The organism is Pseudomonas sp. AL03, assembly GCF_029960815.1.
Lineage (GTDB): Bacteria > Pseudomonadota > Gammaproteobacteria > Pseudomonadales > Pseudomonadaceae > Aquipseudomonas.
In genome coordinates this window covers 1-23,262 of the sequence record NZ_JASBRE010000033.1, presented here as the reverse complement: position 1 = coordinate 23,262, position 23,262 = coordinate 1, and the positions used below count along the sequence as shown (strand labels likewise).

The 23,262-nt window shown below is 59.9% G+C and carries 21 protein-coding genes and 3 pseudogenes; 12 read left to right on the top strand and 12 right to left on the bottom strand.

Annotation, left to right across the window (positions count from 1 at the left end; all coding sequences use genetic code 11):
• The first annotated feature begins 171 nt into the window (after window positions 1-171).
• From QK293_RS23730 to QK293_RS23700, 7 genes and pseudogenes are all read left to right on the top strand, one after another.
• Window positions 172-1,029, top strand: coding sequence for a CoA transferase subunit A (locus QK293_RS23730; protein WP_282381709.1), 858 nt, complete (start codon window positions 172-174; stop codon window positions 1,027-1,029).
• Window positions 1,029-1,808, top strand: coding sequence for a CoA-transferase subunit beta (locus QK293_RS23725; protein WP_282381708.1), 780 nt, complete (start codon window positions 1,029-1,031; stop codon window positions 1,806-1,808). Before QK293_RS23730 ends, QK293_RS23725 begins: the two co-directional genes overlap by 1 nt.
• Window positions 1,805-3,010 (top strand): 3-oxoadipyl-CoA thiolase, encoded by a 1,206-nt coding sequence (gene pcaF / locus QK293_RS23720; RefSeq protein WP_282381756.1) that lies wholly within the window; start codon window positions 1,805-1,807, stop codon window positions 3,008-3,010. Before QK293_RS23725 ends, pcaF begins: the two co-directional genes overlap by 4 nt.
• A 54-nt stretch (window positions 3,011-3,064) precedes the next feature.
• Window positions 3,065-3,649, top strand: coding sequence for a protocatechuate 3,4-dioxygenase subunit beta (locus QK293_RS23715; RefSeq protein WP_282381706.1), 585 nt, complete (start codon window positions 3,065-3,067; stop codon window positions 3,647-3,649).
• A 147-nt stretch (window positions 3,650-3,796) separates the two neighbouring features.
• Window positions 3,797-4,517: pseudogene (locus QK293_RS23710) on the top strand (lyase family protein).
• 11 nt (window positions 4,518-4,528) lie between these two features.
• The gene (gene pcaD / locus QK293_RS23705; protein ID WP_282381704.1) at window positions 4,529-5,320 is read left to right on the top strand and encodes a 3-oxoadipate enol-lactonase; all 792 of its coding nucleotides are present in this window, start codon (window positions 4,529-4,531) and stop codon (window positions 5,318-5,320) included.
• A gap of 10 nt (window positions 5,321-5,330) precedes the next feature.
• Window positions 5,331-5,544 (top strand): annotated as a pseudogene (locus tag QK293_RS23700) (hypothetical protein).
• Between the two features lie 74 nt (window positions 5,545-5,618).
• Here QK293_RS23700 and QK293_RS23695 read toward each other — a convergent pair.
• The 7 genes and pseudogenes from QK293_RS23695 to QK293_RS23665 all read right to left on the bottom strand — a co-directional run bounded on the left by QK293_RS23695 (window position 5,619) and on the right by QK293_RS23665 (window position 14,567).
• On the bottom strand, window positions 5,619-6,437 hold the full coding sequence (locus tag QK293_RS23695) for a methyltransferase domain-containing protein (protein ID WP_282381702.1): 819 nt from the start codon (window positions 6,435-6,437) through the stop codon (window positions 5,619-5,621).
• A 48-nt stretch (window positions 6,438-6,485) separates the two neighbouring features.
• Window positions 6,486-7,247, bottom strand: a complete 762-nt coding sequence (locus tag QK293_RS23690) for a DUF3050 domain-containing protein (protein WP_282381700.1) — start codon at window positions 7,245-7,247, stop codon at window positions 6,486-6,488.
• Window positions 7,248-7,289: 42 nt separating this feature from the next.
• Window positions 7,290-7,937, bottom strand: a complete 648-nt coding sequence (locus tag QK293_RS23685; protein WP_282381698.1) for a hypothetical protein — start codon at window positions 7,935-7,937, stop codon at window positions 7,290-7,292.
• A gap of 205 nt (window positions 7,938-8,142) precedes the next feature.
• A pseudogene (locus QK293_RS23680) lies at window positions 8,143-8,606 on the bottom strand (OprD family outer membrane porin); the annotation flags it as partial.
• Window positions 8,607-8,784: 178 nt separating this feature from the next.
• Entirely contained in the window at window positions 8,785-10,245 is a 1,461-nt protein-coding gene (emhC, locus tag QK293_RS23675; RefSeq protein WP_282381696.1) for an efflux RND transporter outer membrane subunit EmhC, read from the bottom strand.
• Window positions 10,245-13,406, bottom strand: a complete 3,162-nt coding sequence (emhB, locus tag QK293_RS23670; protein WP_282381693.1) for an efflux RND transporter permease subunit EmhB — start codon at window positions 13,404-13,406, stop codon at window positions 10,245-10,247. The genes emhC and emhB overlap by 1 nt, the downstream gene beginning before the upstream one ends.
• 3 nt (window positions 13,407-13,409) lie before the next feature.
• Window positions 13,410-14,567 carry an efflux RND transporter periplasmic adaptor subunit gene (locus tag QK293_RS23665; RefSeq protein ID WP_282381691.1) on the bottom strand — a complete coding sequence of 386 codons (1,158 nt, stop codon included), beginning with the start codon at window positions 14,565-14,567 and terminating at the stop codon, window positions 13,410-13,412.
• 265 nt (window positions 14,568-14,832) lie between these two features.
• On the opposite strand from QK293_RS23665, the gene emhR reads away from it, so the two are divergent.
• Entirely contained in the window at window positions 14,833-15,465 is a 633-nt protein-coding gene (emhR, locus tag QK293_RS23660) for an efflux system transcriptional repressor EmhR (RefSeq protein WP_282381689.1), read from the top strand.
• A 217-nt stretch (window positions 15,466-15,682) separates the two neighbouring features.
• On the opposite strand, the gene QK293_RS23655 is transcribed toward emhR, so the two are convergent.
• From QK293_RS23655 to QK293_RS23645, 3 genes are read right to left on the bottom strand one after another with little or no spacing between them, the layout of a single operon-like run.
• Window positions 15,683-16,732 carry an alkene reductase gene (locus QK293_RS23655; RefSeq protein ID WP_282381687.1) on the bottom strand — a complete coding sequence of 350 codons (1,050 nt, stop codon included), beginning with the start codon at window positions 16,730-16,732 and terminating at the stop codon, window positions 15,683-15,685.
• 21 nt (window positions 16,733-16,753) lie between these two features.
• Complete coding sequence (locus tag QK293_RS23650) at window positions 16,754-17,920, bottom strand: MFS transporter (protein WP_282381685.1); 1,167 nt, start codon at window positions 17,918-17,920, stop codon at window positions 16,754-16,756.
• A 34-nt stretch (window positions 17,921-17,954) separates the two neighbouring features.
• Complete coding sequence (locus QK293_RS23645; RefSeq protein ID WP_282381682.1) at window positions 17,955-18,257, bottom strand: metalloregulator ArsR/SmtB family transcription factor; 303 nt, start codon at window positions 18,255-18,257, stop codon at window positions 17,955-17,957.
• Between the two features lie 170 nt (window positions 18,258-18,427).
• Between QK293_RS23645 and QK293_RS23640 the strand changes: the two genes are divergently transcribed.
• Window positions 18,428-18,997 (top strand): ACP phosphodiesterase, encoded by a 570-nt coding sequence (locus tag QK293_RS23640; RefSeq protein WP_282381679.1) that lies wholly within the window; start codon window positions 18,428-18,430, stop codon window positions 18,995-18,997.
• A gap of 105 nt (window positions 18,998-19,102) precedes the next feature.
• Here QK293_RS23640 and QK293_RS23635 read toward each other — a convergent pair whose 3' ends face one another.
• Together QK293_RS23635 and olsB are read right to left on the bottom strand one after the other, a co-directional pair.
• The gene (locus QK293_RS23635) at window positions 19,103-19,897 is read right to left on the bottom strand and encodes a lysophospholipid acyltransferase family protein (RefSeq protein WP_282381677.1); all 795 of its coding nucleotides are present in this window, start codon (window positions 19,895-19,897) and stop codon (window positions 19,103-19,105) included.
• Window positions 19,897-20,652 (bottom strand): L-ornithine N(alpha)-acyltransferase, encoded by a 756-nt coding sequence (gene olsB, locus QK293_RS23630; RefSeq protein WP_282381674.1) that lies wholly within the window; start codon window positions 20,650-20,652, stop codon window positions 19,897-19,899. Before olsB ends, QK293_RS23635 begins: the two co-directional genes overlap by 1 nt.
• Window positions 20,653-20,806: 154 nt before the next feature.
• Here olsB and QK293_RS23625 point away from each other — a divergent pair, with 154 nt between their 5' ends.
• From QK293_RS23625 to QK293_RS23615, 3 genes are all read left to right on the top strand, one after another.
• The gene (locus QK293_RS23625; protein WP_282381672.1) at window positions 20,807-21,694 is read left to right on the top strand and encodes an acyl-CoA dehydrogenase family protein; all 888 of its coding nucleotides are present in this window, start codon (window positions 20,807-20,809) and stop codon (window positions 21,692-21,694) included.
• An 82-nt stretch (window positions 21,695-21,776) separates the two neighbouring features.
• Window positions 21,777-22,871, top strand: a complete 1,095-nt coding sequence (locus QK293_RS23620; RefSeq protein WP_282381670.1) for a serine hydrolase — start codon at window positions 21,777-21,779, stop codon at window positions 22,869-22,871.
• On the top strand, window positions 22,868-23,197 hold the full coding sequence (locus QK293_RS23615) for an amidase (RefSeq protein WP_282381668.1): 330 nt from the start codon (window positions 22,868-22,870) through the stop codon (window positions 23,195-23,197). The genes QK293_RS23620 and QK293_RS23615 overlap by 4 nt, the downstream gene beginning before the upstream one ends.
• Window positions 23,198-23,262 lie beyond the last annotated feature (65 nt).

The following is a 23,262-nucleotide window of genomic DNA, read 5'->3' as shown; positions in this document are numbered from 1 at the left end:
CCAGGGGGCAGAAGATCGGTAGCCAGACAACAATCTGTTCGATAAACGAACACTCAGTCGATTATCGGATTGTTTGCCGTTTTTCAGAGGCTTACTCTTCAGTCATTCCGGCGCTGCGCATCGCGCCTTTTTCTTCGACTGTCGGTTCATAACAAAACAGGAGCCTGCCCCATGGCTGAAATCCTTTCGCTGCACGACGCGGTGAAGCAATTCGTTAACGACGGCGATACGGTCGCGCTCGAAGGCTTCACTCACCTGATCCCTACGGCGGCGGGTCACGAAATCATTCGCCAGGGCAAGAAAGACCTGACCCTGGTGCGGATGACGCCTGACCTGGTCTACGACCAGTTGATCGGCGCCGGTTGTGCTCGCAAGCTGATTTTCTCATGGGGCGGCAACCCGGGCGTCGGTTCGCTGCACCGCCTGCGTGACGCCGTCGAGAAGCAGTGGCCACACGCGCTGGAAATCGAAGAGCACAGCCACGCCGACCTGGCCAATGCCTACGTCGCTGGCGCATCCGGCCTACCGTTCGCGGTGCTGCGCGCCTACGCCGGTTCCGACCTGCCGAAGGTCAATCCGCTGATTAAAGCCGTTACCTGCCCATTCACCGGCGAAGTATTGGCGGCCGTGCCTTCGGTGCGCCCGGACATCACCGTGATTCACGCGCAGAAAGCCGACCGCAAAGGCAACGTGCTGCTCTGGGGCATTCTCGGCGTGCAGAAAGAAGCGGCGTTGGCCGCCAAGCGCTGCATCGTTACCGTCGAAGAAATCGTCGACGACCTCAATGCACCGATGAACTCCTGCGTTCTGCCGACGTGGGCGTTGAGCGCGGTCTGCCACGTCCCTGGCGGTGCGCATCCGTCCTACGCTCACGGCTACAACGAGCGTGATAACCGTTTCTACCAGGCCTGGGACCCGATTGCCCGCGACCGTGAAACCTTCACCGCGTGGATCAACGAGCACATCCACGGCTGCGCTGACTTCAGCGAGTTCCAGGCCAAGCTGGCCGCTGCTTCGGAGGCCAAGTAATGACTTACACGACCAATGAAATGATGACCGTCGCCGCTGCCCGCCGTTTGAAGAACGGTTCGGTGTGCTTCGTGGGTATCGGCCTGCCGTCGAAAGCCGCCAACCTGGCGCGTCTGACGTCCTCACCGGATGTGGTCCTGATCTACGAATCGGGTCCGATGGGTGCCAAGCCCAGCGTACTGCCGCTGTCTATCGGTGACGGCGAGCTGGCGGAAACCGCCGATACCGTGGTCCCGACCGGTGAGATTTTTCGCTATTGGTTGCAGGGCGGGCGCATCGACGTCGGTTTCCTTGGCGCCGCGCAAGTCGACCGCTTCGGCAACATCAACACCACCGTGGTGGGCGGCTACCATCAGCCGAAAGTCCGCCTGCCGGGTGCCGGTGGTGCGCCGGAGATCGCCGGTTCGGCCAAAAGCGTTTTGATCATTCTCAAGCAGTCGGCGCGTTCCTTTGTCGACAAACTCGACTTCATTACCTCGGTTGGCCATGGCGAGGGCGGTGATTCGCGCAAGCGTCTCGGGCTGCCGGGCGCCGGTCCAGTCGGCATCATCACCGACCTGTGCATCATGGAACCGGAAGCCGACACCCATGAATTCGTGGTCACCGCGCTGCACCCAGGCGTGACCCGTGAGCAAGTGGTCGCTGCCACCGGTTGGGCGATTCGTTTTGCCGAGACGGTTGAAAACACCGCAGAGCCGACGGTCGTCGAACTGACCGCACTCAGGGATCTGGAAGCCCGCACTGCCGCGGCCCACGGCCAAGCACCCGGAGAAGCCTGATGCGTGACGTTTATATCTGCGACGCGATTCGCACCCCCATCGGCCGATTCGGCGGTGGCCTGTCGGCGGTTCGCGCCGACGACCTGGCCGCCGTGCCGATCAAGGCGCTGATGGCGCGCAACCCGTCGGTAGACTGGAACGCGGTGGACGAGGTGTTCCTAGGTTGCGCCAACCAGGCCGGCGAAGACAACCGCAACGTAGCGCGCATGGCGTTGTTGCTGGCGGGCCTGCCGGACACCATTCCGGGCGTGACCCTCAATCGCCTCTGCGCCTCGGGTATGGATGCCATCGGCACCGCTTTCCGGGCCATCGCCAGTGGCGAGATGGAGCTGGCGATTGCTGGCGGCGTCGAGTCGATGTCCCGCGCACCGTTCGTGATGGGCAAGGCTGATGCGGCGTTCTCGCGCAACATGACGCTGGAAGACACCACCATCGGCTGGCGTTTTATCAACCCGTTGATGAAAGCCCAATACGGCGTGGATGCGATGCCGCAGACCGCCGATAACGTGGCCGACGATTACGAGGTTTCCCGCGCCGATCAGGACGCTTTCGCACTGCGCAGTCAGCAACGGACGGCAGCCGCGCAAGCTGCAGGATTTTTTGCGGAAGAAATCGTTGAAGTGCGCATTGCCCACAAGAAGGGTGAAAGTGTCGTCAGTCAGGATGAACATCCTCGCGCCGACACCACGCTGGAAACCCTGGCCAAACTCAAACCGGTCAACGGTCCCGACAAAACAGTCACCGCCGGCAATGCTTCCGGTGTGAACGACGGTGCGGCGGCATTGATTCTGGCCTCTGGCGATGCGGTGAAGAAACACGGTCTGACCGCCCGCGCCAAAGTGCTGGGCATGTCCAGCGCCGGTGTCGCACCACGGGTCATGGGCATCGGCCCGGTGCCTGCGGTGCGCAAATTGATCGAGCGCCTCGGTCTGGCCGTCAGCGATTTCGACGTGATCGAACTCAACGAAGCGTTCGCCAGCCAGGGTTTGGCGGTGCTGCGTGAACTGGGACTGGCGGACGACGCTGCCCAGGTCAACCCGAACGGTGGCGCCATTGCCTTGGGCCATCCGTTGGGCATGAGCGGCGCCCGACTGGTACTGACCGCGCTGCATCAACTGGAAAAGACCGGTGGCAAGAAAGGTCTGGCAACCATGTGCGTCGGCGTGGGCCAGGGTCTGGCCTTGGCGATCGAACGGGTCTGACGCGTTTAGTTGTGAAAAAAGAAGCGTCGACTAATAAGAACTGAGGAATGTTTCATGACTGACAAGCCTGGTTACCGCCGTCCGCAAGAGGGCACCCAGCCGGAATACCTGCACCCGGCCTATCAATCCGCCAACCGTCGCTCGCCGTCCAGGCCGTTGGTGTTTTTGCCCCATTCGCTGTCGGAAATTACCGGTCCGACCATCGGCGCCGAGCGTGTGCAGGAGAAGGACAACGACCTGACTGCCCAACACAAGAGCGAGCCACTGGGTGAGCGCATCATCATCCACGGCCGCGTGCTGGATGAAGAGGGTTTGCCGGTGCCGGGCATTCTGGTGGAGATCTGGCAAGCCAACGCCGCCGGCAAGTACGACCACCCCGAAAATGATCAGGACAAACCCCTGAACCCGAACTTCGAAGGCTTTGGCCGGGTGCTGGTGTTTGCTCGCGGGTTGGTGAAGCACTTGCTGACGCGGATTTACTTTGATGGCGAGCCGGCCAACGCGGCAGACCCGCTGTTGGAATGCGTGCCTGCCGAACGCCGCGGCACCTTGCTGGCGAAGCAGGATGCTTCGGGTGTTTATCAGCGGAATGTGATTCTGCAGGGGACCGACGCGGAGACGGTGTTCTTTGATTATTGAGTGATGAAGGCTCTGCTGGTCAGGGAGCTTTTGTGGCGAGGGGGCTTGCCCCTCGCCACAGAGATTGCATTGCCAGGCGAAGTATTGCACAACGACCTTTGATTTCTACGCGTAGGCCTGACTGGCCCACGCCTGCAAGGACTGTTTATGAACGAGCGACCGGGCAATCAATTATTCGATGCCTACTTCACGGCACGGGACATGCGTGAGGTGTTCTGCGATCGGGGCCGGGTTCAGGCCATGCTCGATTTTGAAGCGGCATTGGCCCAGGCCGAGGCGCGGGTCGGGTTGATTCCGCAAACAGCTGTCGCGCCTATTGAGGCGGCATGTCAGGCCGGGTACTACGACTTCGCCGCCCTCGGCGAGGCGATTGCCACGGCCGGCAATTCGGCTATTCCGTTGGTCAAGGCGCTGGGTAAACAGATCGCGGCCAACAATGCCGAAGCCGAGCGCTATGTGCATCTGGGCGCGACCAGCCAGGACGTGATGGACACCGGCCTGGTGTTGCAACTGCGCCGTGCTTGGATTGATCGCCGGCAGCCTCGGCAAACTCGGTCGCGACATCAGTCTGTTGATGCAGACCGAAGCCGGCGAAGTGTTCGAACCGGCGGCGCCGGGGACGGGCGGTTCCTCGACCATGCCGCACAAGCGCAACCCGGTGGGCGCGGCGGTGCTGATTGGTGCAGCGACGCGAGTACCGGGTCTGCTTTCGACCTTGTTCAGCGCGGTACTCGGCGACGAGCCGCAAGTGACCGCCGAGCTGTCGGACGCTGAACTCGATCATCTGTTGGACCCCGCTCACTATCTCGATCGGGCCCATACCTGGGTCGAGCGAGCGGTGGCTGAACATTTTGCGTTGACTGTCTGAAGGAGACTGCCGTGGCATTCGTACAACTCGCCGAGGGCGAACTGCATTACCAGCTCGATGGACCCGAAGGTGCACCGGTGCTGGTGCTGTCCAACTCGCTGGGGACCGACCTGCACATGTGGGACGCGCAGGTTGCGGCGTTCACCGAGCATTTTCGCGTGCTGCGTTTCGACACCCGTGGTCACGGCAAGTCGTTGGTGACGCCGGGTCCGTACAGCATCGAGCAACTGGGCCATGACGTGCTGGCGCTGCTGGATGCGTTGCACATCGAGCGCGCGCATTTCTGCGGTCTGTCCATGGGCGGCTTGATCGGTCAATGGCTGGGGATCAACGCCGGCCAGCGTCTGCATAAATTAGTGGTGTGCAACACCGCGGCGAAAATCGGCGACCCATCGGTATGGAATCCGCGGATCGAAACCGTGCTGCGTGACGGTCCGCCAGCCATGGTTGCATTGCGTGATGCGTCGATTGCACGTTGGTTCACCCCGGACTTTGCTGAAGCGAATCCTGCTGCCGCGAAGAAGATTACTGACATGCTGGCCGCCACCTCGCCTGAAGGGTATGCCGCGAACTGTGCCGCCGTGCGCGATGCAGACTTTCGCGGTCAACTGTCCTCGATCAAGGTGCCACTGCTGGTCGTCACGGGCACCGAAGACGCGGTCACGCCGCCGTCCGGCGGGCACTTCATTCAGGAACACGTGCAGGGCGCCGAGTACACCGAGTTCTATGCGGCGCACTTGTCCAACGTCCAGGCCGGTGCTGCGTTCAGCGAACGGGTTCTGGCATTTTTGTCAGGCCATTGAGGGTTTTTTTGTGGACGAGAAACAACGTTACGACGAAGGCCTGAAAGTCCGACGTGCAATACTCGGCGATGCCCATGTCGACCGCAGCCTGAACGTACTGACCGAGTTCAACTCGGAGCTCCAGGAGATGATCACCCGCCACGCTTGGGGCGACATCTGGACCCGCGACGTTCCACCAGGCCGAGTCGGTGTGGGATGAGTTGGGGGTTGAATCCCGGGAGTAACTGTCCATCACACCCCTGTGGGAGATTCTATGTTGCACAGCAAGCCCGCTCCCACAAAGTTTGTATTCGCAGCGTCAAACTGTCGCGACGATAAAGATCCGCTTGAACGGAAATAACGTAAGCCCGTCACTCTCCGGCGGGTAATGCGCATGCACGCGCATCAGGTAGTGGTAAATAAACCGTGCTTTCTCATCATCCTTCAATGCCATCAATACCGGCCGCAGGGCCGAAACCTTGACCCAGTCGTAGATCGGCGAACGCCCCTCGACGACCTGCAATTGCTCGGTCTCCCAGATCTCCAGTTTATGGGTGAGTGGCGCCAGCAAGCGGTAATAGTCCTCCAGCGACAACAACGGTCTCGCCGCCATGCCCTGGCGCAGTTGCGCGGTGCCCAAGGGGGCGCCGCCGGGGCCGGCGTCTCCGAGGGTGTCGAGCATCAATTGGTACCACGGCGCGTCTCGCCAGTCGGGCATGTGCGCCGCCAAACAACCGCCGGGGTTGAGCTGACGGAGCAGGCGCGGCAGGAGTTGTTCATGGTCGCTGATGAAGTGCAACACGGCGGCGGCGAACAGCAGATCGGCCGATTGTTCTGGCTGCCAGTCCAGCAGATCACAGTGCTTCCACAGTGCCTTGATCGGCAGGCACCGGGCTTCCTGCAGCATTTGTTCGGAACTGTCGATGCCCTGCAAATGTGCCCGGGGCCAGCGCTTGGCCAGCAATTGCGTGGCGATGCCGGTGCCGCAACCCAGGTCATAGATGCGCTTGGGCTTTTTGAGTTCGACGCGGTCGAGTAACTCGTTAACCGGGCGTTGTCGAAGGCGGAAGAATTGCTGGTAGGCCTTGGCGTCCCAGTGGGTGCTCTCGGGAGCCATTGGCTTTCGTCGCGTGATCATGAGGTGGTCCTCTCTGTCCATGAGACTGACAAACTATCGCGGAGATTTTTATCGACCCATGTCCGACTTTTTTATCTCGCGATAGATGCCGTCCCAAAGCCTGATCCGGTGTTCGATAGCGTCAATGGCTGCGCTCAACGCTTTTTCCCTCATGTCTGGCGTGGTGATTAATCGAGACAACATTTTTTGCGCGCCGGGCCCATGGTCGCCACTGTCCACTTCAATGTGCCGATTAAGGTAATGAATGAACGTGGGGGCCTGGCTATTCGTGACACCCCAATTTCGCAGTAGTGTCTGAAACATGTCGGGTATCGGATCTTCGCGGCCAAAAAGAAAACTGCTGGCGACTTCGGCGGTGGAGGCCTTGCGGGCCGTTTTAAGGGTGTGTTTGACAAATGTCTGAACGTACGCCGGAACATGGGCCTGCTTAAGGGCTTGCGGTAGAGAAAAAGAGTGTGTGAATTGACGTATGAATGTCTCGATTCTCTCAGTGGGCGCGCTGACTTCAGCCATTGCATCCAGGTACAAACGGAAATGACTGACAGGCTGGCCGTTCAGGCCAATATCAGACTCCTCACCGGTAATGATTTCATTGATGAGACGGGCGCAGTCCTCATGCTGCACCGGCATCCACGGGATTTGTGTGCAAGTGAGATCACGTTGCAGTCGTTTAGCCAGGCTCATGAAGTCCCATACCGCAAACACATGGCGACTCATGAACAGTCTGACGTGTTCGATCGAACGAATGGCAGCATAGAGTGGATGTTGGGCCAGCCGGCATTGATAGGGTTCGAGTTCTGTTTCAAACATGGTTTGCATCCTTGCAATAAAGGGGTTTGGGAGGGCGGGCTATTAGATGGCATTGCGCAGCTGGCGAAGTTCTGTGAAGAGCCGTGACCATGCTTTTGGCGACGGCAGCATGAGCCCGGTATCTTTCTTATAGATCCGCCATTCATCGCCAAATATCGCTTCAAGGCGTTTATCCATGTGCCATGTGCCCAAGTACATATAAACCGTCGCCCCGACCGAAAAGAGCAGGGTGTCGTACGTCATGATGGGGTGAGCCCAGAAAAACAACATTAAGAACGTATGATGGGGAAAGCGTATGTAACGTTTGATGCCTTGTACGTGTAGGCGATAGGGAAGGGGGATTTTTTCCCCTCTTAGGCGCGCAATTAGTTGGTGAGCACCGAGCCATTGCCAAAACGTCGAGGTGTAACGGAAGCAGTAAATGGTCAGGCCCAACAACGTCACCATCGACAATGCAGCGAAATGAAACAGTGGGCTGCCCGGTATCAACACATAGATGTATTGCCCGGACGGTTGCCAATAAAGAATGCCCAGGATCAGCGTGCCCGCAGAAAATACACACATGCCGACATTCCAGCTCCAGGCTGGAAAGAATGCTTCATAAAGACTCATTGCGGGTCGGGTTGTCAGGCAAGAGTGGACAAGTCCATAAGAAACCATAATCAGCGTATCGATCTGCCACCAATTCATAGTGTCTACCTTCCTTGGTTAAAAAGCCGTTGGATGTTTCGAAGGTCAGACTCTAGAAGCCGGATGGGCAGGCGTCTACTGGTAGAACTAACAGGTGATAAGTTGGTTTGATAATAGAACTACTTTCATTTTGTTATAACTGCGTAAACACAGCCGCTTCCGTGTGGCTTATTCGGTTGGGTTCAACGGTCGTCTAACCAAAGGCTCACAACAAGCTGATCGGATAGTTGACGATCAATCGGTTCTCATCGAACTCGTTGTTGCTGAAGTCGCGGCGGCGGGTCGAGTTGCGCCATTTGACGTTCAGGTCTTTGAGCGTGCCGCTCTGCACGGTGTAGCCCAGTTCGCTTTCGCGGCCCATTCCTTGCCGTCGGTGAGGGCACCAGTGTGGACGTTGCCGCCGTTAATGTAGCGGTTCATCAGGGTCAAGCCCGGTACGCCCGCGGCGACGAAGTTGTAGTCGTGGCGCAATTGCCAGGATTTTTCTTTGGCATTGTCATAGCTTGAGTTATAGCTGTCGTTGGCCAAGGTGCCGCCGCTGGTGCCGTTGACCCGCATCCAGGCGCTGTCGCCGGTGAGTTTTTGCAGGCCGACATAGAAGGTGTTGCCGCCGTATTTGGCCGAGAACATGCCAGACCAGGTCTGGTTTTCCAGCTCGCCGGCCCGGGCGACGCGGTGGCATGGTGTCGAACCTGTGTTATTGGTCTTGTGCCACGAATGGTGCGGGGGATGTACTCGATGGTTCAATCGGGTAATGCGGGTTTTGGGCGATTATCGAACGGCAAAATATCTTATCCGACGCAACAAGAAGCCCACCAATCGGTGGGCTTCTTGTTTTACAGCGCTATCAGAACAACTTCAGCTTCGGCGCTTCTTCTTTCAACGGCTCGTTCTTCGCCGTCTGCTCGTTCCAGCCACCGCCCAGTGCCTTGTACAGATTGACGGCACTGACCAGTTGCGCCAGACGGTCGGTGATCAGTACTTGTTGGGCACTGAACAGCTGACGCTGGGCATCGAGGAAGGTCAGGTTGCTGTCGACACCAATGCGGTAGCGACGCTCGGCCAGACGGTAGTAGTCCTGGTTCGCGGTGACGAAATCACGCTGGGCCTGCAACTGATCGGTGTAGGTCTGGCGGGCGGCCAGGCCGTCGGCGACTTCCTGGAAGGCCGTTTGAATGGACTTCTCATAGTTCGCCACGCCGATGTTTTTCTGGATTTTTGAATAATCCAGGCTGGCGCGCAGGCTGCCGGCATTGAAGATTGGCAGGTTGATCTGCGGCTGGAACAACCAGGTGCCCGAACCGCCCTTGAACAGACCGGACAGGTCCGGGCTCAGGCTCCCGGCATTGGCGGTCAGGCTGATGCTCGGGAAGAAGGCAGCCCGTGCCGCGCCGATGTTGGCGTTGGCGGCTTTCAGGTTGTATTCGGCCTGGAGGATGTCTGGGCGACGTTGCAGCAAGTCCGATGGCAGGCCAGGGGGCACGTCGCTCAGCAGGTCGTCAGCCAATGGCTTGGGCGTTTGCAGGTTGGCCGGGATACCGGTGCCGAGCAGCAGCACCAGGCTGTTTTCATCCTGGGCGACTTGACGTGTGTACTTGGCCTGTTGCGCGCGGGCGTTTTCCACCGAGGTACGCGACTGGGCCAGGTCCAGGGCCGAGGCTACACCCACTTCGTTGCTGCGGGCGGTGAGCTTGTAGCTCTCGTCGAATGCACCAAGGGTGTCCTGCGTCAGCTTCAGCAGCTCCTTGTCGGCTTGCCAGGTCAGGTAGGCATTGGCCACGCTGGCCACCAGGCTGATTTGGGTGCTGCGGCGCGCTTCTTCAGTGGCGAAGTATTTCTGCAACGCTTCTTCGCTCAGGCTGCGAACCCGACCGAACAGGTCGAGTTCATAGGCGCTGATGCCGACCGTGGCCGAGTAGGAACTGGTGATACCCGCTTCGCCGGTCTGCGAGGCGCGTGCCGGGACGCGCTGACGGCTACCGGTGCCGTTGGCCGACACCGCCGGAAACAGATCGGCGCGCTGGATGCGGTATTGAGCCGCGAAGGCGTCGATGTTCAGCGCCGCGACACGCAGATCACGGTTGTTTTCCAGGGCGACCTGGATCAGCTGTTGCAGCGCCGGGTCGTGGAAAAACTGCTTCCAGCCCTGTTCGGCGGCAGCTTGGGCAGGCGCCTGGGCCGACGAATACGCCGGACCTTGCGGATACTGGCCCGCCACCGGTGCTTCAGGCTGCTGATAATCGGGTATCAGCGAGCAGCCGCCGAGCACGAAGGCGGCAACAGCCAGGGAGAGTAGCGACTTGCTCATTAGCCAGCCTCTTTAGAAGGTTCAATAACGTCGTCCTGGTCAGCGGTTTTGCGCTGCCCAATGGCCGATACGGTGACGAAAAACAAGGGGACCCAGAAGATTGCCAGTACCGTGGCGGTGATCATACCGCCAATGACCACGGTACCGATGGCGTGTTGGCTGCCCGAGCCAGCACCGCTGGAAATGGCCAGGGGCACCACGCCGAGGACGAACGCCAGGGACGTCATGATGATCGGGCGCAACCGCATGCGGCAAGCCTCGATGGCTGCCTCCTGCAAGCTCTTGCCCTGTTCGTGCAGGTCTTTGGCGAACTCGACGATCAGAATGGCGTTTTTCGCCGCCAGACCGATGGTGGTCAACAGACCCACCAGGAAGTACACGTCGTTGGACAGACCGCGCAGGCTGGTCGCCATCAGCGCACCGATAATCCCCAGCGGTACCACGAGCACCACCGCAATCGGAATCGACCAGCTTTCATACAACGCCGCCAGACACAGGAACACCATCAGGATCGACAACGCGAACAGCGCCGGTGCCTGAGAGCCTGCCAGTCGTTCTTCATACGACAGACCGGTCCAGGAAATACCGACACCGGCCGGCAGTTTCTTCGCCAGGGCTTCGACTTCGGCCATGGCTTCACCGCTGGAATAACCCGGTGCCGGGGTGCCAAGGATTTCCATCGCTTCTACGCCGTTGTAACGCGACAGTTTCGGTGCACCGTAAATCCACTCACCCTTGGCGAACGCCGAGAACGGGACCATGGTGCCGGCGCTGTTGCGCACGTACCATTTCTTGACGTCTTCAGGACTCATGCGCGAACCCGGCTGGCCTTGCACGTACACCTTTTTCACCCGACCGCGGTCGATGAAGTCGTTGACGTAGCTACTGCCCAGCGCAATCGACAGGGTGCTGTTGATGTCGGTGAGCGTCACGCCGAGGGCGCTGGCCTTCTCGTCGTCGATTTCCAGTTGGTATTGCGGTTCGTCGTTCAGACCGTTCGGACGGACTTGCGACAGCACCTTGCTCTGCGCCGCCATGCCGAGGAACTGGTTGCGCGCTTCCATCAGCTTGTCGTGACCGATACCGGCGCGGTCCTGCAGGAACACGTCGAAACCGGTGGCGTTACCCAGCTCCAGTACCGCCGGTGGGGCGAAGGCAAACACCATGGCGTCCCGGAAGGTGAAGAAGTGCTGCTGGGCACGGGCCGCGAGTTTGAACACGCTGTTGTCGGCGTTACGTTCGCCCCACGGTTTGAGCATGATGAACGCCATACCCGAGCTCTGGCCACGGCCGGCGAAGTTGAAGCCGGTCACGGTAAACACCGAGGCCACCGCGTCGCCTTCACCACCATCCTTGCTCGGACGCAGCAGGAACTCACGCATTTCGTCCACGACCACTTGCGTGCGCTCGGCACTGGAGCCGGCCGGGGTTTGCACCTGGGCGAACAGTACGCCCTGGTCTTCTTCCGGGAGGAACGAGGACGGGATGCGCATGAACAGCCAGATCATGCCGACGACGATGATCACGTAGACCAGCAGGTACGGCACCTTGTTGCGCAGAATAATGCCAACGCCACGTTCGTAGCTTTTCACGCTACGGTCGAAGTTGCGGTTGAACCAGCCGAAGAATCCGCGTTTCGGAACGCCGTGCTCGCCTTTCGGAATCGGCTTGAGCATGGTGGCGCAGAGTGCCGGGGTGAAGATCAGCGCGACCAGTACCGACAGGGCCATGGCCGAGACGATGGTGATCGAGAATTGCTTATAGATCACACCGGTAGAACCGCCGAAGAATGCCATCGGCAGCAGTACCGCCGACAGTACGAGCGCAATACCGACTAGCGCACCCTGGATCTGCCCCATGGATTTCTTGGTGGCCTCCTTGGGTGACAAGCCTTCTTCGCTCATGACCCGTTCGACGTTTTCCACCACGACGATGGCGTCGTCCACCAGCAAGCCGATGGCCAGCACCATACCGAACATGGTCAGGGTGTTGATGCTGAAACCGAACGCCGCAAGGATCCCGAAGGTACCCAGCAATACCACTGGCACGGTCATCGTGGTGATGACGGTGGCGCGGAAGTTTTGCAAGAACAGGAACATCACCAGGAACACCAGTACGATCGCTTCGACCAGGGTTTCAACCACACCCTTGATCGATTCGGTCACCACCGGAGTCGTGTCGTACGGGAACACCACTTCCATCCCTTGCGGGAAGAACGGCTTGAGGGTTTCGATGGTCTTGCGCAGGGCTTTTGCAGTGTCGAGGGCGTTGGCACCGTTGGCCAGTTTCACCGCCAGACCGGAGGCCGGACTGCCGTTGAACTGGGCACTGACCGAGTAGTTTTCGCCGCCCAGACCGACATTCGCCACATCGCCGACACGCACTTGCGAGCCGTCCTTGTTGACCTTCAACAGGATCGCCTTGAACTGCTCGGCGGTTTGCAGGCGGGTCTTGCCGATGATCGTCGCGTTCAACTGCTGACCGGCCACTGCAGGCAAGCCACCGAGCTGACCGGAGGAAATCTGCACGTTTTGCGCAGCGATGGCGGTTTTCACGTCGCCAGGGGTCAGGTTGTAGTTGTTCAGCTTGGCGGGGTCGAGCCAGATCCGCATCGCGTACTGGGCACCGAAGACCTGGAAGTCACCGACACCGGCGGTCCGCGAGACCGGGTCCTGCATGTTCGACACGATGTAGTTGGCCAAGTCGTCCTTGGTCATGCTGCCGTCGCGTGAGACCACGCCGATCACCATCAGGAAGTTCTTCACTGCCTTGGTGACGCGGATACCCTGTTGCTGCACTTCTTGCGGCAGCAGCGGGGTGGCCAGGTTCAGCTTGTTCTGGACCTGAACCTGCGCGGTATCGGAGTTGGTGCCTTGTTCGAACGTCGCGGTAATGGTCATGCTGCCGTCGGAGTTACTTTCCGAGGAAACATAACGCAGGTTATCGATACCGTTGAGCTGTTGCTCGATCACCTGCACCACGGTGTCCTGCACGGTTTGTGCGGACGCGCCCGGGTAGGTCACCTGGATCGCAATGGCCGGAGGCGCAATGCTCGGGTATTGGTTGATCGGGAGTTTGAGGATCGATAGTGCCCCGACCAGCATGATCACCAGGGCAATTACCCAGGCGAAAATCGGACGGTCGATAAAAAATTTCGACATGGTTTACTCCCCTTTGCCGCTGGAAGCCTTGCTAGCTGCCTGTGCGGAAGCCGGGTTCTTCGCGCCAATGTTAGTCGCCTCGGTTGCCTTGACTTCGACGCCAGGTTTGACGAATTGCAAGCCTTCGGTGATCAGGCGATCGCCTGCCTTCAGACCGTCTTCAATCAGCCATTGGCTGCCGACAGTACGGCTGGCCTTGAGCTGACGCAGTTCGACCTTGTTGTCCGCACCGACGACCAGCGCAGTCGGGGTGCCTTTGAGGTCGCGGGTCACGCCTTGTTGAGGAGCGAGGATCGCCGCGCTGTTTACCCCGGCCTGCAATTGGGCGTGTACAAACATGCCTGGCAGCAGGGTGTGATCAGGGTTGGGGAATACCGCACGCAAGGTCACGGAACCGGTGGTCTGGTCCACCGAGACTTCGGAGAACTCGAGTTTGCCTTCCTGCTTGTACTGGCTGCCGTCTTCGAGGGTCAGTTTGACCGCTGCCGCCGTGTCGCCGGCCTTTTGCAGACGACCGCTTTCCAGTTCGCGGCGCAATTCAAGCAGCTCCACGGAAGACTGGGTCACGTCGACGTAGATGGGGTCGAGTTGCTGGATCACCGCCATGGCATCGGCCTGGCCGTTGCTGACCAGCGCGCCCTCGGTCACGTTCGAGCGGCCGATGCGACCGGAGATCGGTGCGTAGACCTTGGTGTAACGCACATTGATCTGCGCGGTTTGCAGGGTAGCTTCCGATTGCAACCGGTTGGCCAAGGCCGTGTCGTATTCCTGGCGGCTGACGGCCTGCTCTTTGACCAGTTGCTGGTAGCGATCCGAAATCGACTTGGTCTGTTGCAGGTTGGCTTGAGCGCTTTTCAAAGTGGCTTCATAAACAGCCGGATCAATCTGATACAGCTGCTGGCCAGCCTTGACGTCGCCGCCTTCCTTGAACAGGCGCTTGAGAATGATGCCGTTCACCTGAGGGCGAACTTCGGCGATGCGGTACGCGCTGGTACGGCCCGGAAGCTCGGAGGTCAGGGTGAAGGCTTGAGGTTGCAGAGTAACGACGCCGACCTGAGGGGGTGGTGGGGCAGGTGCCGCCTCTTCCTTTTTGCATCCGCTGAGCAGCGATGCCAAGGCGAGGGTAGCGACCAGAGCGGTAACAGCTGGCTTGAATTGCATGAAAATCCTCGGGTCAGGCGCGCAAATTGCGCACTAGAAATGTGGAAAGGTAAAAAATGTGCGCTGAGTGGATAAGTAGCTTGCTAAGCAATATACTTACGTTCATGGTTGTTTGTAAACACCTTGACTGTGTATCCACACCGTTACGAAAGCTGTTCAAAGATCCGAATTGTAGGCCGGGGACTACGCCTAAGAGCGCTTGCCCCACTTTTGTTCAGCGAATAGTCAGAAATCGCTGAAGCATCCTGATTGAGGTTGTACTGCCATGGTTCGTCGTACCAAAGAGGAAGCTCAAGAAACCCGTAGCCAGATACTCGAAGCGGCAGAAAAAGCCTTTTTTGAGCGGGGCGTGGCGCGCACGACACTGGCGGACATCGCGACACTGGCTGGCGTCACTCGCGGGGCCATCTACTGGCATTTCAGCAACAAGGCGGATCTGGTGCAGGCCATGCTTGATACCTTGCAAGAGCCGCTGGATGAAATGGCCAAGGCCAGTGAAAGCGAAGATGAACTCGACCCCTTGGGCTGCATGCGCAAGCTGCTGATTCATTTGTTTCATCAAGTTGCCCTGGACCCGAAAACCCGACGCATCAATGAGATTCTGTTTCATAAGTGCGAATTCACCGATGAAATGTGCGACCTGCGACAGCAGCGCCGAGCGGTCAGTCTTGATTGCAATGTGCGAATCGCCCTGGCCCTGAGTAATGCGGTCAATCGGGGACAGTTACCGGAAAGCCTCGATACGGCCCGCGCGGCCATCAGCCTGCATGCTTACATCGACGGCATCCTGTATCAGTGGCTGTTGGCGCCCGACAGCTTTGAACTGCACATCGATGCCGAGCGCTGGGTCGATACAGGGTTGGACATGCTGGGCTTGAGCCCCAGCCTGCGCAAATGAAACAAAATGCGTAATTGGATCCGGTTGTGTCAACAATTAAGGCGGGCGTTGATCCCTTCAATGCTCGCCTTATTGCAATGCGATGCTTTTATATACGGACGCTCGCCAGGTTGATAGGTAGTGAGCTACCTGATTTGTAGGGATTTTGTGAGTGACCCGGCGCAAAAAAGCCCCGGCTCTTTCGAGTTGGGGCTTTTTTGTTTCAAACTGCTGACGCTTACATCACCGGGTAGTCGATATAACCGACCGGACCCTTGGCATAAAATAACTCAGGACGCGCCTCGTTCAGCGGTGCGTCGGCCTTCAGGCGTGCCGGCAGATCCGGGTTGGCAATGAACGGCACGCCGAAGGCCACGGCATCAGCCTTGCCGCTGGCGAGCCAGGCGTTGGCGCTGTCTTTGGTGAAGCGTTCGTTGACGATGTACGGGCCGCCAAACGCTTCTTTCAATTGTGGGCCGAGGCTGTCGCCGGCATCTTTCTCGCGGGAGCAGATGAACGCGATGCCACGGTTGCCCAGTTCGCGAGCGACGTAGATGAAGGTCTCAGACAGGTTGTCGTCGCCCATGTCATGGAGATCGGCACGTGGTGACAGGTGCACACCGACGCGGCCCGCGCCCCAGACTTCGATCGCGGCATCGGTCACTTCCAGCAACAGGCGCGCCCGGTTTTCCAGGGAGCCGCCGTAGTTGTCGGTGCGCTGGTTGGTGCTGCTTTGCAGGAACTGGTCGAGCAGGTAACCGTTGGCGCCGTGGATTTCCACGCCGTCGAAACCGGCCGCCTTGGCGTTCTCGGCACCGACGCGGTAGGCCTCGACAATGTCGGCGATTTCAGCGATTTCCAGGGCGCGTGGGGTTGGGAAGTCGGCCAGTGGGCGAACCAGGCTGACATGGCCTTTTGGCTGAATGGCGCTTGGTGCGACCGGCGCTTCACCGCCCAGGTACGACCCGTGGGAAATACGGCCAACGTGCCACAGTTGCAGGAAAATCTTGCCGCCCGCGCCGTGGATTGCTTTGGTCACATTGGCCCAGCCACGCACCTGATCGTTGGACCAGATGCCCGGGGTGTCCGGGTAGCCGACGCCCATCGGCGTGACCGAAGTGGCCTCGCTGAGGATCAGGCCGGCCGAGGCGCGTTGGACGTAGTACTCGGCCATCAGCGCGTTTGGCACGCGGCCTTCGTCGGCGCGGCAGCGAGTCAGCGGCGCCATGATGATGCGGTTGGACAATTCGAGGTCGCCCAGTGTGATCGGATCGAAAATAGTCGTCATGAAATAGCGCTCTTGTAGAGATCAGTGGGTAGCAGGAGCCAGCTCGGGATCACCGTTCTGACGGAAAGTAATCAGGGTCACCAGCAGGGCGAGTACCGCCAGTACAGCGGCCGCGAGCGGCACGCTGGTCAAGCCGAAACCATGGGCGATGACGCTGCCACCGACCCAGGCACCGAGTGCATTGCCGATATTGAAAGCGCCAATGTTCAGGGTCGACACCAGGTTCGGTGCGGCCTTGCCGTAGGTCACGACATTCACTTGCAGGGCGGGTACGGCGGCGAAGCACGCGGTGGCCCAGAGGAACAGGGTGATTTCGGTCGGAATCACTGCAACGCTGGTCCAGGTCAGCACGGTGGAAACCACCGCCATGGCGATGAACACACCGATCAGCGTTGCAGCCAGGCTTTTGTCTGCCAGCTTGCCGCCAATGATGTTGCCGACCGTCAGGCCCAGGCCGATGAGCATCAGGGTCCAGGTCACGCCGCGGGGCGAGATACCGGTGATTTCGCCCAACAGAGGTGCGACGTAGGTGAACAGCGTGAAGACCGACGCGGCGAACAGTGCGGTCATGCTCAGGGACAGCCAAATCCCGGCGCCTTTGAGGGCGCGCAATTCGGCGCGCATGTCGAGTTTCTCTTCATCGCGCTTGGCCGGCAGGAAGCGGATCAGGCCGATCAATGCGATCACACCCATCACGGTCACAGCCCAGAAGGTCGACCGCCAGCCGGCTTGCTGACCGAGCGCGGTGCCCAGCGGAACGCCGAGCACGTTGGCCAGGGTCAGGCCGGTGAACATCAAAGCTACCGCCGAAGCGCGTTTGTTCGCCGGAACGAGACCTGCCGCCACCACCGAACCGATACCGAAGAACGCACCGTGGCAGAGGGCGGTGACCACACGGGCAAACATCAGCACGTTGTAGTCGGTCGCCATTGCACAGAGCAGGTTGCCAATGATGAAGATGCCCATCAACACTACCAGTGCAGCCTTGCGCGGTAACTTGGCAGTGGCCAGTGCCATGAACGGCGCACCGATGGCCACGCCCAGCGCGTAACCAGTCACCAGCCAGCCAGCGCCAGGGATCGACACGCCGAGGTCAGCTGCCACGTCGGGCAACAAGCCCATGATGACGAACTCGGTGGTGCCGATGGCGAAGGCGCTCAAGGCCAGAATGAGTAGCGAGAGGGGCATTGTTGATTCCTTATCGGCGTACTGACGTAAAGGGTCAGAGCTCTTTGCTGAAGGTGCTGAGGAATTCCTGAATGGTTTCCTCATTACGTTTGAAAAAATGCCACTGGCCGACTTTGCGGCTGCTGATCAGGCCGGCGCGTTGCAGGGTCGCCAGGTGTGCGGACACCGTGGACTGCGACAAACCGCAACGTTGATCGATCTGGCCGGCGCAGACGCCGTGCTCGTTGCTGTGGGACTGGTCGGGGAATTCGACGGTCGGGTCTTTGAGCCAGTGCAGGATGTCTCGCCGTACTGGGTGTGCCAGGGCTTTTATTATTTCGTCGAGATTGATAGTCATGGTGTGGGCTCGTGATGATTAAAACGCTATATCGCGATGAGGCGAACTTTAAATCGTTGGTTCGCGATATACCAATATGATTTTGGTCTGATGACCGCTTAATTCGGTATATCGAGTTATAACGATATGCTGGGTGTAACGATACAACGGCGCAGTGCTAAGCTGCGCGCATGAACTATCTCGCACATCTGCACCTCGGTGGCCAGCGCCCCGGTCAATTGCTCGGCAGTCTGTATGGCGATTTCGTCAAAGGGCGGCTGCAAGGGCAGTTCGATCTGGAGATCGAAGCGGCCATCCAGCTGCATCGAAGCATCGATGTCTTTACCGACCGCCATCCGTTGGTGGACGTTTCGTTATCGCGTTTTTCCCTGACCCGCAGGCGTTACGCCGGGATCGTGCTCGACGTGTTTTTCGACCATTGCCTGGCGCGTGACTGGACGCTGTACGCCGACAGGCCGCTGGAGCAATTCACTTCGGACGTGTACCGGGTTTTGTCCGCCGAGCCGCAACTGCCGGAACGTCTGGCGCAGATCGCGCCGCACATGATGGCCAATGACTGGTTGGGTTCTTACCGGGAGTTCGCGGTGCTGGAGCAGGTGCTGCGGGGGATTTCGCGGCGGTTGACGCGGCCGGAGGAACTGGCCGCAGCGATGCAGGAGTTGCGGGTGTTGTATGAGCCGTTGAGTGATGACTTTCGGTTGTTCTATCCGCAGCTTCAGGACTTTGCCCAGAACCGCTGACACGATCCTTGTAGGAGCGAGGCTTGCCCGCGAAGAACGATAACGCGGTGTCTCAGGTACACCGCGGCGTTCCCTTCGCGGGCAAGCCTCGCTTCTACAAAAGGGTTACGCGGCGATAAGTTCGCCGGCACGTCGCGGTTCTGCAGGTTTCGCCACTTCCCCAAACAACGCCTTCTGCACCGCCTGCTGTGCCTCGAACGCCAGCGCCGCACGCTCGCGACCTTCGCAAGCGATCGGCTTGAGCAGATGAATCTCCACCTCACCCCGATCATTGGCAAACAAGCGCATCAAGTGCGAGAGCAAATCATCATCGCCAATGAACGGCGCCAGCGAATCGAGCTCACCGTCGCGCAGATAACGAATCGCCACCGGCTGCAACTTCACTTCGGAATCGATCGCCGCAGACAGCAAGCGACCATGAAAAGTACGCAGCGAACGGCCATCGGTGGTGGTGCCTTCCGGGAACATCAGCAGCGGATGTTCCTGCTCCAGATGACGGGTCATCTGTTTGCGGATCAACTGACTGTCACCTGAACCGCGCCGGATGAACAGGCTACCGGCCTTGGCCGCCAACCAGCCTGCCACCGGCCAGGTGCGCACTTCGGCCTTGGACAGGAACGACAGCGGCGTGAGCATGCCCAGCAGTGGAATGTCGGTCCAGGACACGTGGTTGCTGACCCACAGCATCGGCGCTTTCGGCAATTCACCGTGCACGGTCATGCGAAAGGGCAGGGCATTGCTCAACCGCGCCATGAAGAACCGCGACCAGCGTTGGCGGCGGACCATCGAATGAGCGATCCCCAAACGTTCGAACATCCCGAACACTCCGGCCATGCTCAACCCCAGCGCCACGACCACAAGCACTCGCGCAATCCGCGCGTAAACCCGTAACCGGCTCATCACACGGCCGCCTTGAAGTGCTTGGCATAGCGCGGGCAGAGTTCGTCGCGCTTGAGCAGGATGAACACGTCGGCAACCTGGAAGTCTTCGTCCCAGCACGGTTCGCCGCAGATCTTCGCGCCAAGGCGCATGTAGGCCTTGAGCAGCGGTGGCATTTCGGCGATGACGTTGGACGGGATGTCGAGACTCGGCAGCGGTTTTTTCGGTTCGGCCCGCAGGTGTTCTGTGCACAGGTAGCGTTCGCGCAGGCGCTGCATGATCGCGTGGGCCTGAATGCCGCCATCCCGCATCGGGATGCTCGCGCAACCCATCAAATAGCTGTAGCCACCCTGGTTCAGCACTTCGGCCAGTTCGCCCCACAGTACGGCGATGGTGCCACCGTTGCGGTAGGCGGGGTCGACGCAGGTGCGACCGATTTCCAGGATTGGGCCTTTCAAGTGGACCAGGCCGTGCAGCCTGAATTCTTCTTCGCTGTAGAACTTGCCCAGGCTGCTGGCGGCCGTGTGGTCGAGCAAACGGGTGGTCGCCACCAGACGTCCGGTGTTCAAGTCACGCACGCCGATGTGGGCGCAGTGAACATCATAGTCATCCATGTCCAGACCCAGCTCCGCGCCTTTCAGCTTGGCGTTGAATTCGCCGCTGAACACGTTGAAGCGCAGGGCCTGGGCTTCCTGCAAGGCCTCGGCGCCCACCAGGCGTTCGGCTTGCAGGCGGCGTTCATTGCCGGTGTCGCTGATGCGGGCGATCTGAGTCATTGCGAATCTCCGTACGGGCCGGTCACCCGTCTTGGGTTGCAGCCGATCGACTTTCTTTATGCAGCCGTGTTGTGCAAAGTCAGGCTATGTAGCCCCGGTGTCATCGCCATGAAGCTTTGGTGATGCTTGTATGACAGCCCACGAGGAGCCCCCTATGCCCTGGCAAAACCTGTTGCGCCGCCGCGATCGTCTGCCCGCCAACCCGGACCTGGGCGAGGGGTTCGCGACCTTATTGCACCCGTTGGGCAACGTCACGCCGTTCGAGTTGGCGGTGGCCGGCGGGCGTTTGATGTCGACGCCGGGGCTGGCGTTTCTGGTGGGGTATCAGGCGGCGTTGCGCATGCTTTGGCCGAGCGCGCCGCTGAGCCTCGGCGCGTTATGCGCGACCGAACAACGCAGCCTGAGGGTGGCGGACATGCAGACCCGTCTCAGCGATTTGCGTCTGAGCGGGCGCAAGGATTTTGTCACCGCAGGCGATGCCGCCGATTGGCTGCTGATCGCTGCTCGCAGTGAAGCACCTGACGAAAAACCGCGCCTGAGCCTGGCGGTGGTCTATCCCGATGAACCGGGCGTGCGCGTGGAAAAACTCCCGGCAATCGCGTTGATGCCGGACATCAGCCACGGTCGGCTGTTTCTCGATAACGCTCAGTGCGAACTGTTGGCGGGGGATGGCTGGGAGGCTTACATCAAGCCGTTCCGCACCCTTGAGGACATCTATGTGTTGAGCGCCATGACCGCTTGGCTGTACGGCATCGGTCAGGACAGCGACTGGCCGCAAGCCTTGCAACTGCGTTTGCTGGCGCTGCTGGCCGGGTGTGCGGAAGTCAGCCGGCAGGCGCCGAATAATCCGTTCGGGCATGTGTTGCTCGGTGGCTTGTTCGCGCAGTTCGATGGGCTCAAGGCTGAGGTGACTCAAGCACTGGCCGATGGGCCGCAGCATTGGGCCGCGATGTGGCAGCGCGATCAGGGGGTGATGGATTTGGCGGCGGGTGCGCGGGGGAAGCGATTGGCCAAGGCACTCGCTGGATCTTCGTTGAATTGACGGGCCTCATGGGGAACACAAATCCCGGAACTGTCATCAACCGCGACTAGGCTCAGCAGGTCCATCCCTCCGAGCAGCCACCATGATCAAAGGCTTGTCGCTGATTTTCGGGCTGTTGCTCAACCTCACGGCCCACGCCGAAAACTGGCCTGCCGAGCAATGGTCGACCGCCCCGACAGTCACCGGGCCGGCGCTTCAAGCCCTGGAGACTTACGCCTTCTCACCCCGTGATGAGGCCACCCGAAAAGGCATCCGCACCGACGCCTTGCTGGTGATCCGCGACGGTCAGTTGATCTACGAGCGCTACGCCGACCCCACCACCGCCGACACCCCGCACTTGACCTGGTCCATCAGCAAAAGCCTGATGGCCACGGTCCTCGGCGTGGCCTATGGCGAGGGCCTGTTCAAACTCACGGACCCGGTGCTGAAGTTTTATCCACCGCTGGAAAAGCACCCGACGATGACCATGGCCGATCTGCTGCACTGGGCCTCGGGCCTGGACTGGCAGGAAGACTATGAATACGCGCCGTTGAAATCCTCGGTGGTCGCGATGCTCTACACCCGTGGTCACCAGGACATGGCCGCGTTCACCGCTGATCACGCTGAATACGCCAAACCCGGTCAGGCATTCCGTTACTCCAGTGGCGACAGCAATCTGTTGTCCGCCGCGCTGAAAAACATCGTCGGCCCGACCCGCTATCCGGACTCTCCATGGACCGCTCTGTTCGAACCCTTGGGGATTCGTCACGCTGTCTGGGAAACCGATGCCACGGGGACGTTCGTCGCGTCATCCTATGCCTATCTCACCGCCAGGGATCTGGCCCGAGTCGGTCTGCTGATGGCGCGCGACGGCCGTTGGGGCGAGCGCCAATTGCTGCCCAGGGACTGGACCACTTTCAACCGCGAACCGTTCGCCCACTATCAAGCCAGTCAGGACGACGCCGTGCCCGGCGGCCATTGGTGGCTTAACCGCGCGGTGGAGGGCGCGGCAAAACCCTGGCCCGATGCACCCGACGACACCTTCGCCGCGCTGGGGCATTGGGGTCAGGCGATGTACGTGATTCCCGGCGAAAACCTGGTAATCGTGCGCTATGGCGATGACCGCGACGCCAGCTACCAGCACAACGAGTTGCTCAAACTCGCGCTCAAGGCATTTGCCGCGAAGGTGCAGCCATGAACCGCCGCAGCCTTGTTCGTCGCCGCCCGTTTCGCACGCTGTTGTTGATCCTGCTGATCGCCTTGCTCGGCTGGGTCTGGCAGGAACGCGTCGCGCTGTGGGCGTTCCCGGACATCATCAGCGCCTACACCGCCAAGGAATATTGTTCGTGCCGTTACGTGATGAACAACCCGGCCGAGTACTGCCACAGCTATGTGAAACAGTGGTTGCCGACCAGTGGCTTTACCGATGACGCCGCCAGTAGGCGCGTGACAGTCAGCGGCTTGGGTCGCAGCAACAGCGCGCAATGGATCAACGAGCGTCAAGGCTGTCGCCTGCAACCCTGAGCACCACTGTCCTTGTAATTGGATGGACTCGCCCAAGCCGAGGCGTCAATGCGCCACGGTGGCAG

Coding starts and splice junctions, on each gene's coding strand:
- QK293_RS23615 (WP_282381668.1), top strand. CDS start 22,868: ATGAACCGCCGCAGCCTTGTTCGTCGCCGCCCGTTTCGCACGCTGTTG.
- emhC (WP_282381696.1), bottom strand. CDS start 10,245: ATGAGCAAGTCGCTACTCTCCCTGGCTGTTGCCGCCTTCGTGCTCGGC.
- emhR (WP_282381689.1), top strand. CDS start 14,833: ATGGTTCGTCGTACCAAAGAGGAAGCTCAAGAAACCCGTAGCCAGATA.
- QK293_RS23715 (WP_282381706.1), top strand. CDS start 3,065: ATGACTGACAAGCCTGGTTACCGCCGTCCGCAAGAGGGCACCCAGCCG.
- QK293_RS23730 (WP_282381709.1), top strand. CDS start 172: ATGGCTGAAATCCTTTCGCTGCACGACGCGGTGAAGCAATTCGTTAAC.
- QK293_RS23650 (WP_282381685.1), bottom strand. CDS start 17,920: ATGCCCCTCTCGCTACTCATTCTGGCCTTGAGCGCCTTCGCCATCGGC.
- QK293_RS23690 (WP_282381700.1), bottom strand. CDS start 7,247: ATGTTTGAAACAGAACTCGAACCCTATCAATGCCGGCTGGCCCAACAT.
- QK293_RS23685 (WP_282381698.1), bottom strand. CDS start 7,937: ATGAATTGGTGGCAGATCGATACGCTGATTATGGTTTCTTATGGACTT.
- QK293_RS23620 (WP_282381670.1), top strand. CDS start 21,777: ATGATCAAAGGCTTGTCGCTGATTTTCGGGCTGTTGCTCAACCTCACG.
- QK293_RS23635 (WP_282381677.1), bottom strand. CDS start 19,897: ATGAGCCGGTTACGGGTTTACGCGCGGATTGCGCGAGTGCTTGTGGTC.
- QK293_RS23655 (WP_282381687.1), bottom strand. CDS start 16,732: ATGACGACTATTTTCGATCCGATCACACTGGGCGACCTCGAATTGTCC.
- QK293_RS23625 (WP_282381672.1), top strand. CDS start 20,807: ATGCCCTGGCAAAACCTGTTGCGCCGCCGCGATCGTCTGCCCGCCAAC.
- QK293_RS23640 (WP_282381679.1), top strand. CDS start 18,428: ATGAACTATCTCGCACATCTGCACCTCGGTGGCCAGCGCCCCGGTCAA.
- olsB (WP_282381674.1), bottom strand. CDS start 20,652: ATGACTCAGATCGCCCGCATCAGCGACACCGGCAATGAACGCCGCCTG.
- QK293_RS23695 (WP_282381702.1), bottom strand. CDS start 6,437: ATGATCACGCGACGAAAGCCAATGGCTCCCGAGAGCACCCACTGGGAC.
- QK293_RS23645 (WP_282381682.1), bottom strand. CDS start 18,257: ATGACTATCAATCTCGACGAAATAATAAAAGCCCTGGCACACCCAGTA.
- emhB (WP_282381693.1), bottom strand. CDS start 13,406: ATGTCGAAATTTTTTATCGACCGTCCGATTTTCGCCTGGGTAATTGCC.
- QK293_RS23665 (WP_282381691.1), bottom strand. CDS start 14,567: ATGCAATTCAAGCCAGCTGTTACCGCTCTGGTCGCTACCCTCGCCTTG.
- QK293_RS23725 (WP_282381708.1), top strand. CDS start 1,029: ATGACTTACACGACCAATGAAATGATGACCGTCGCCGCTGCCCGCCGT.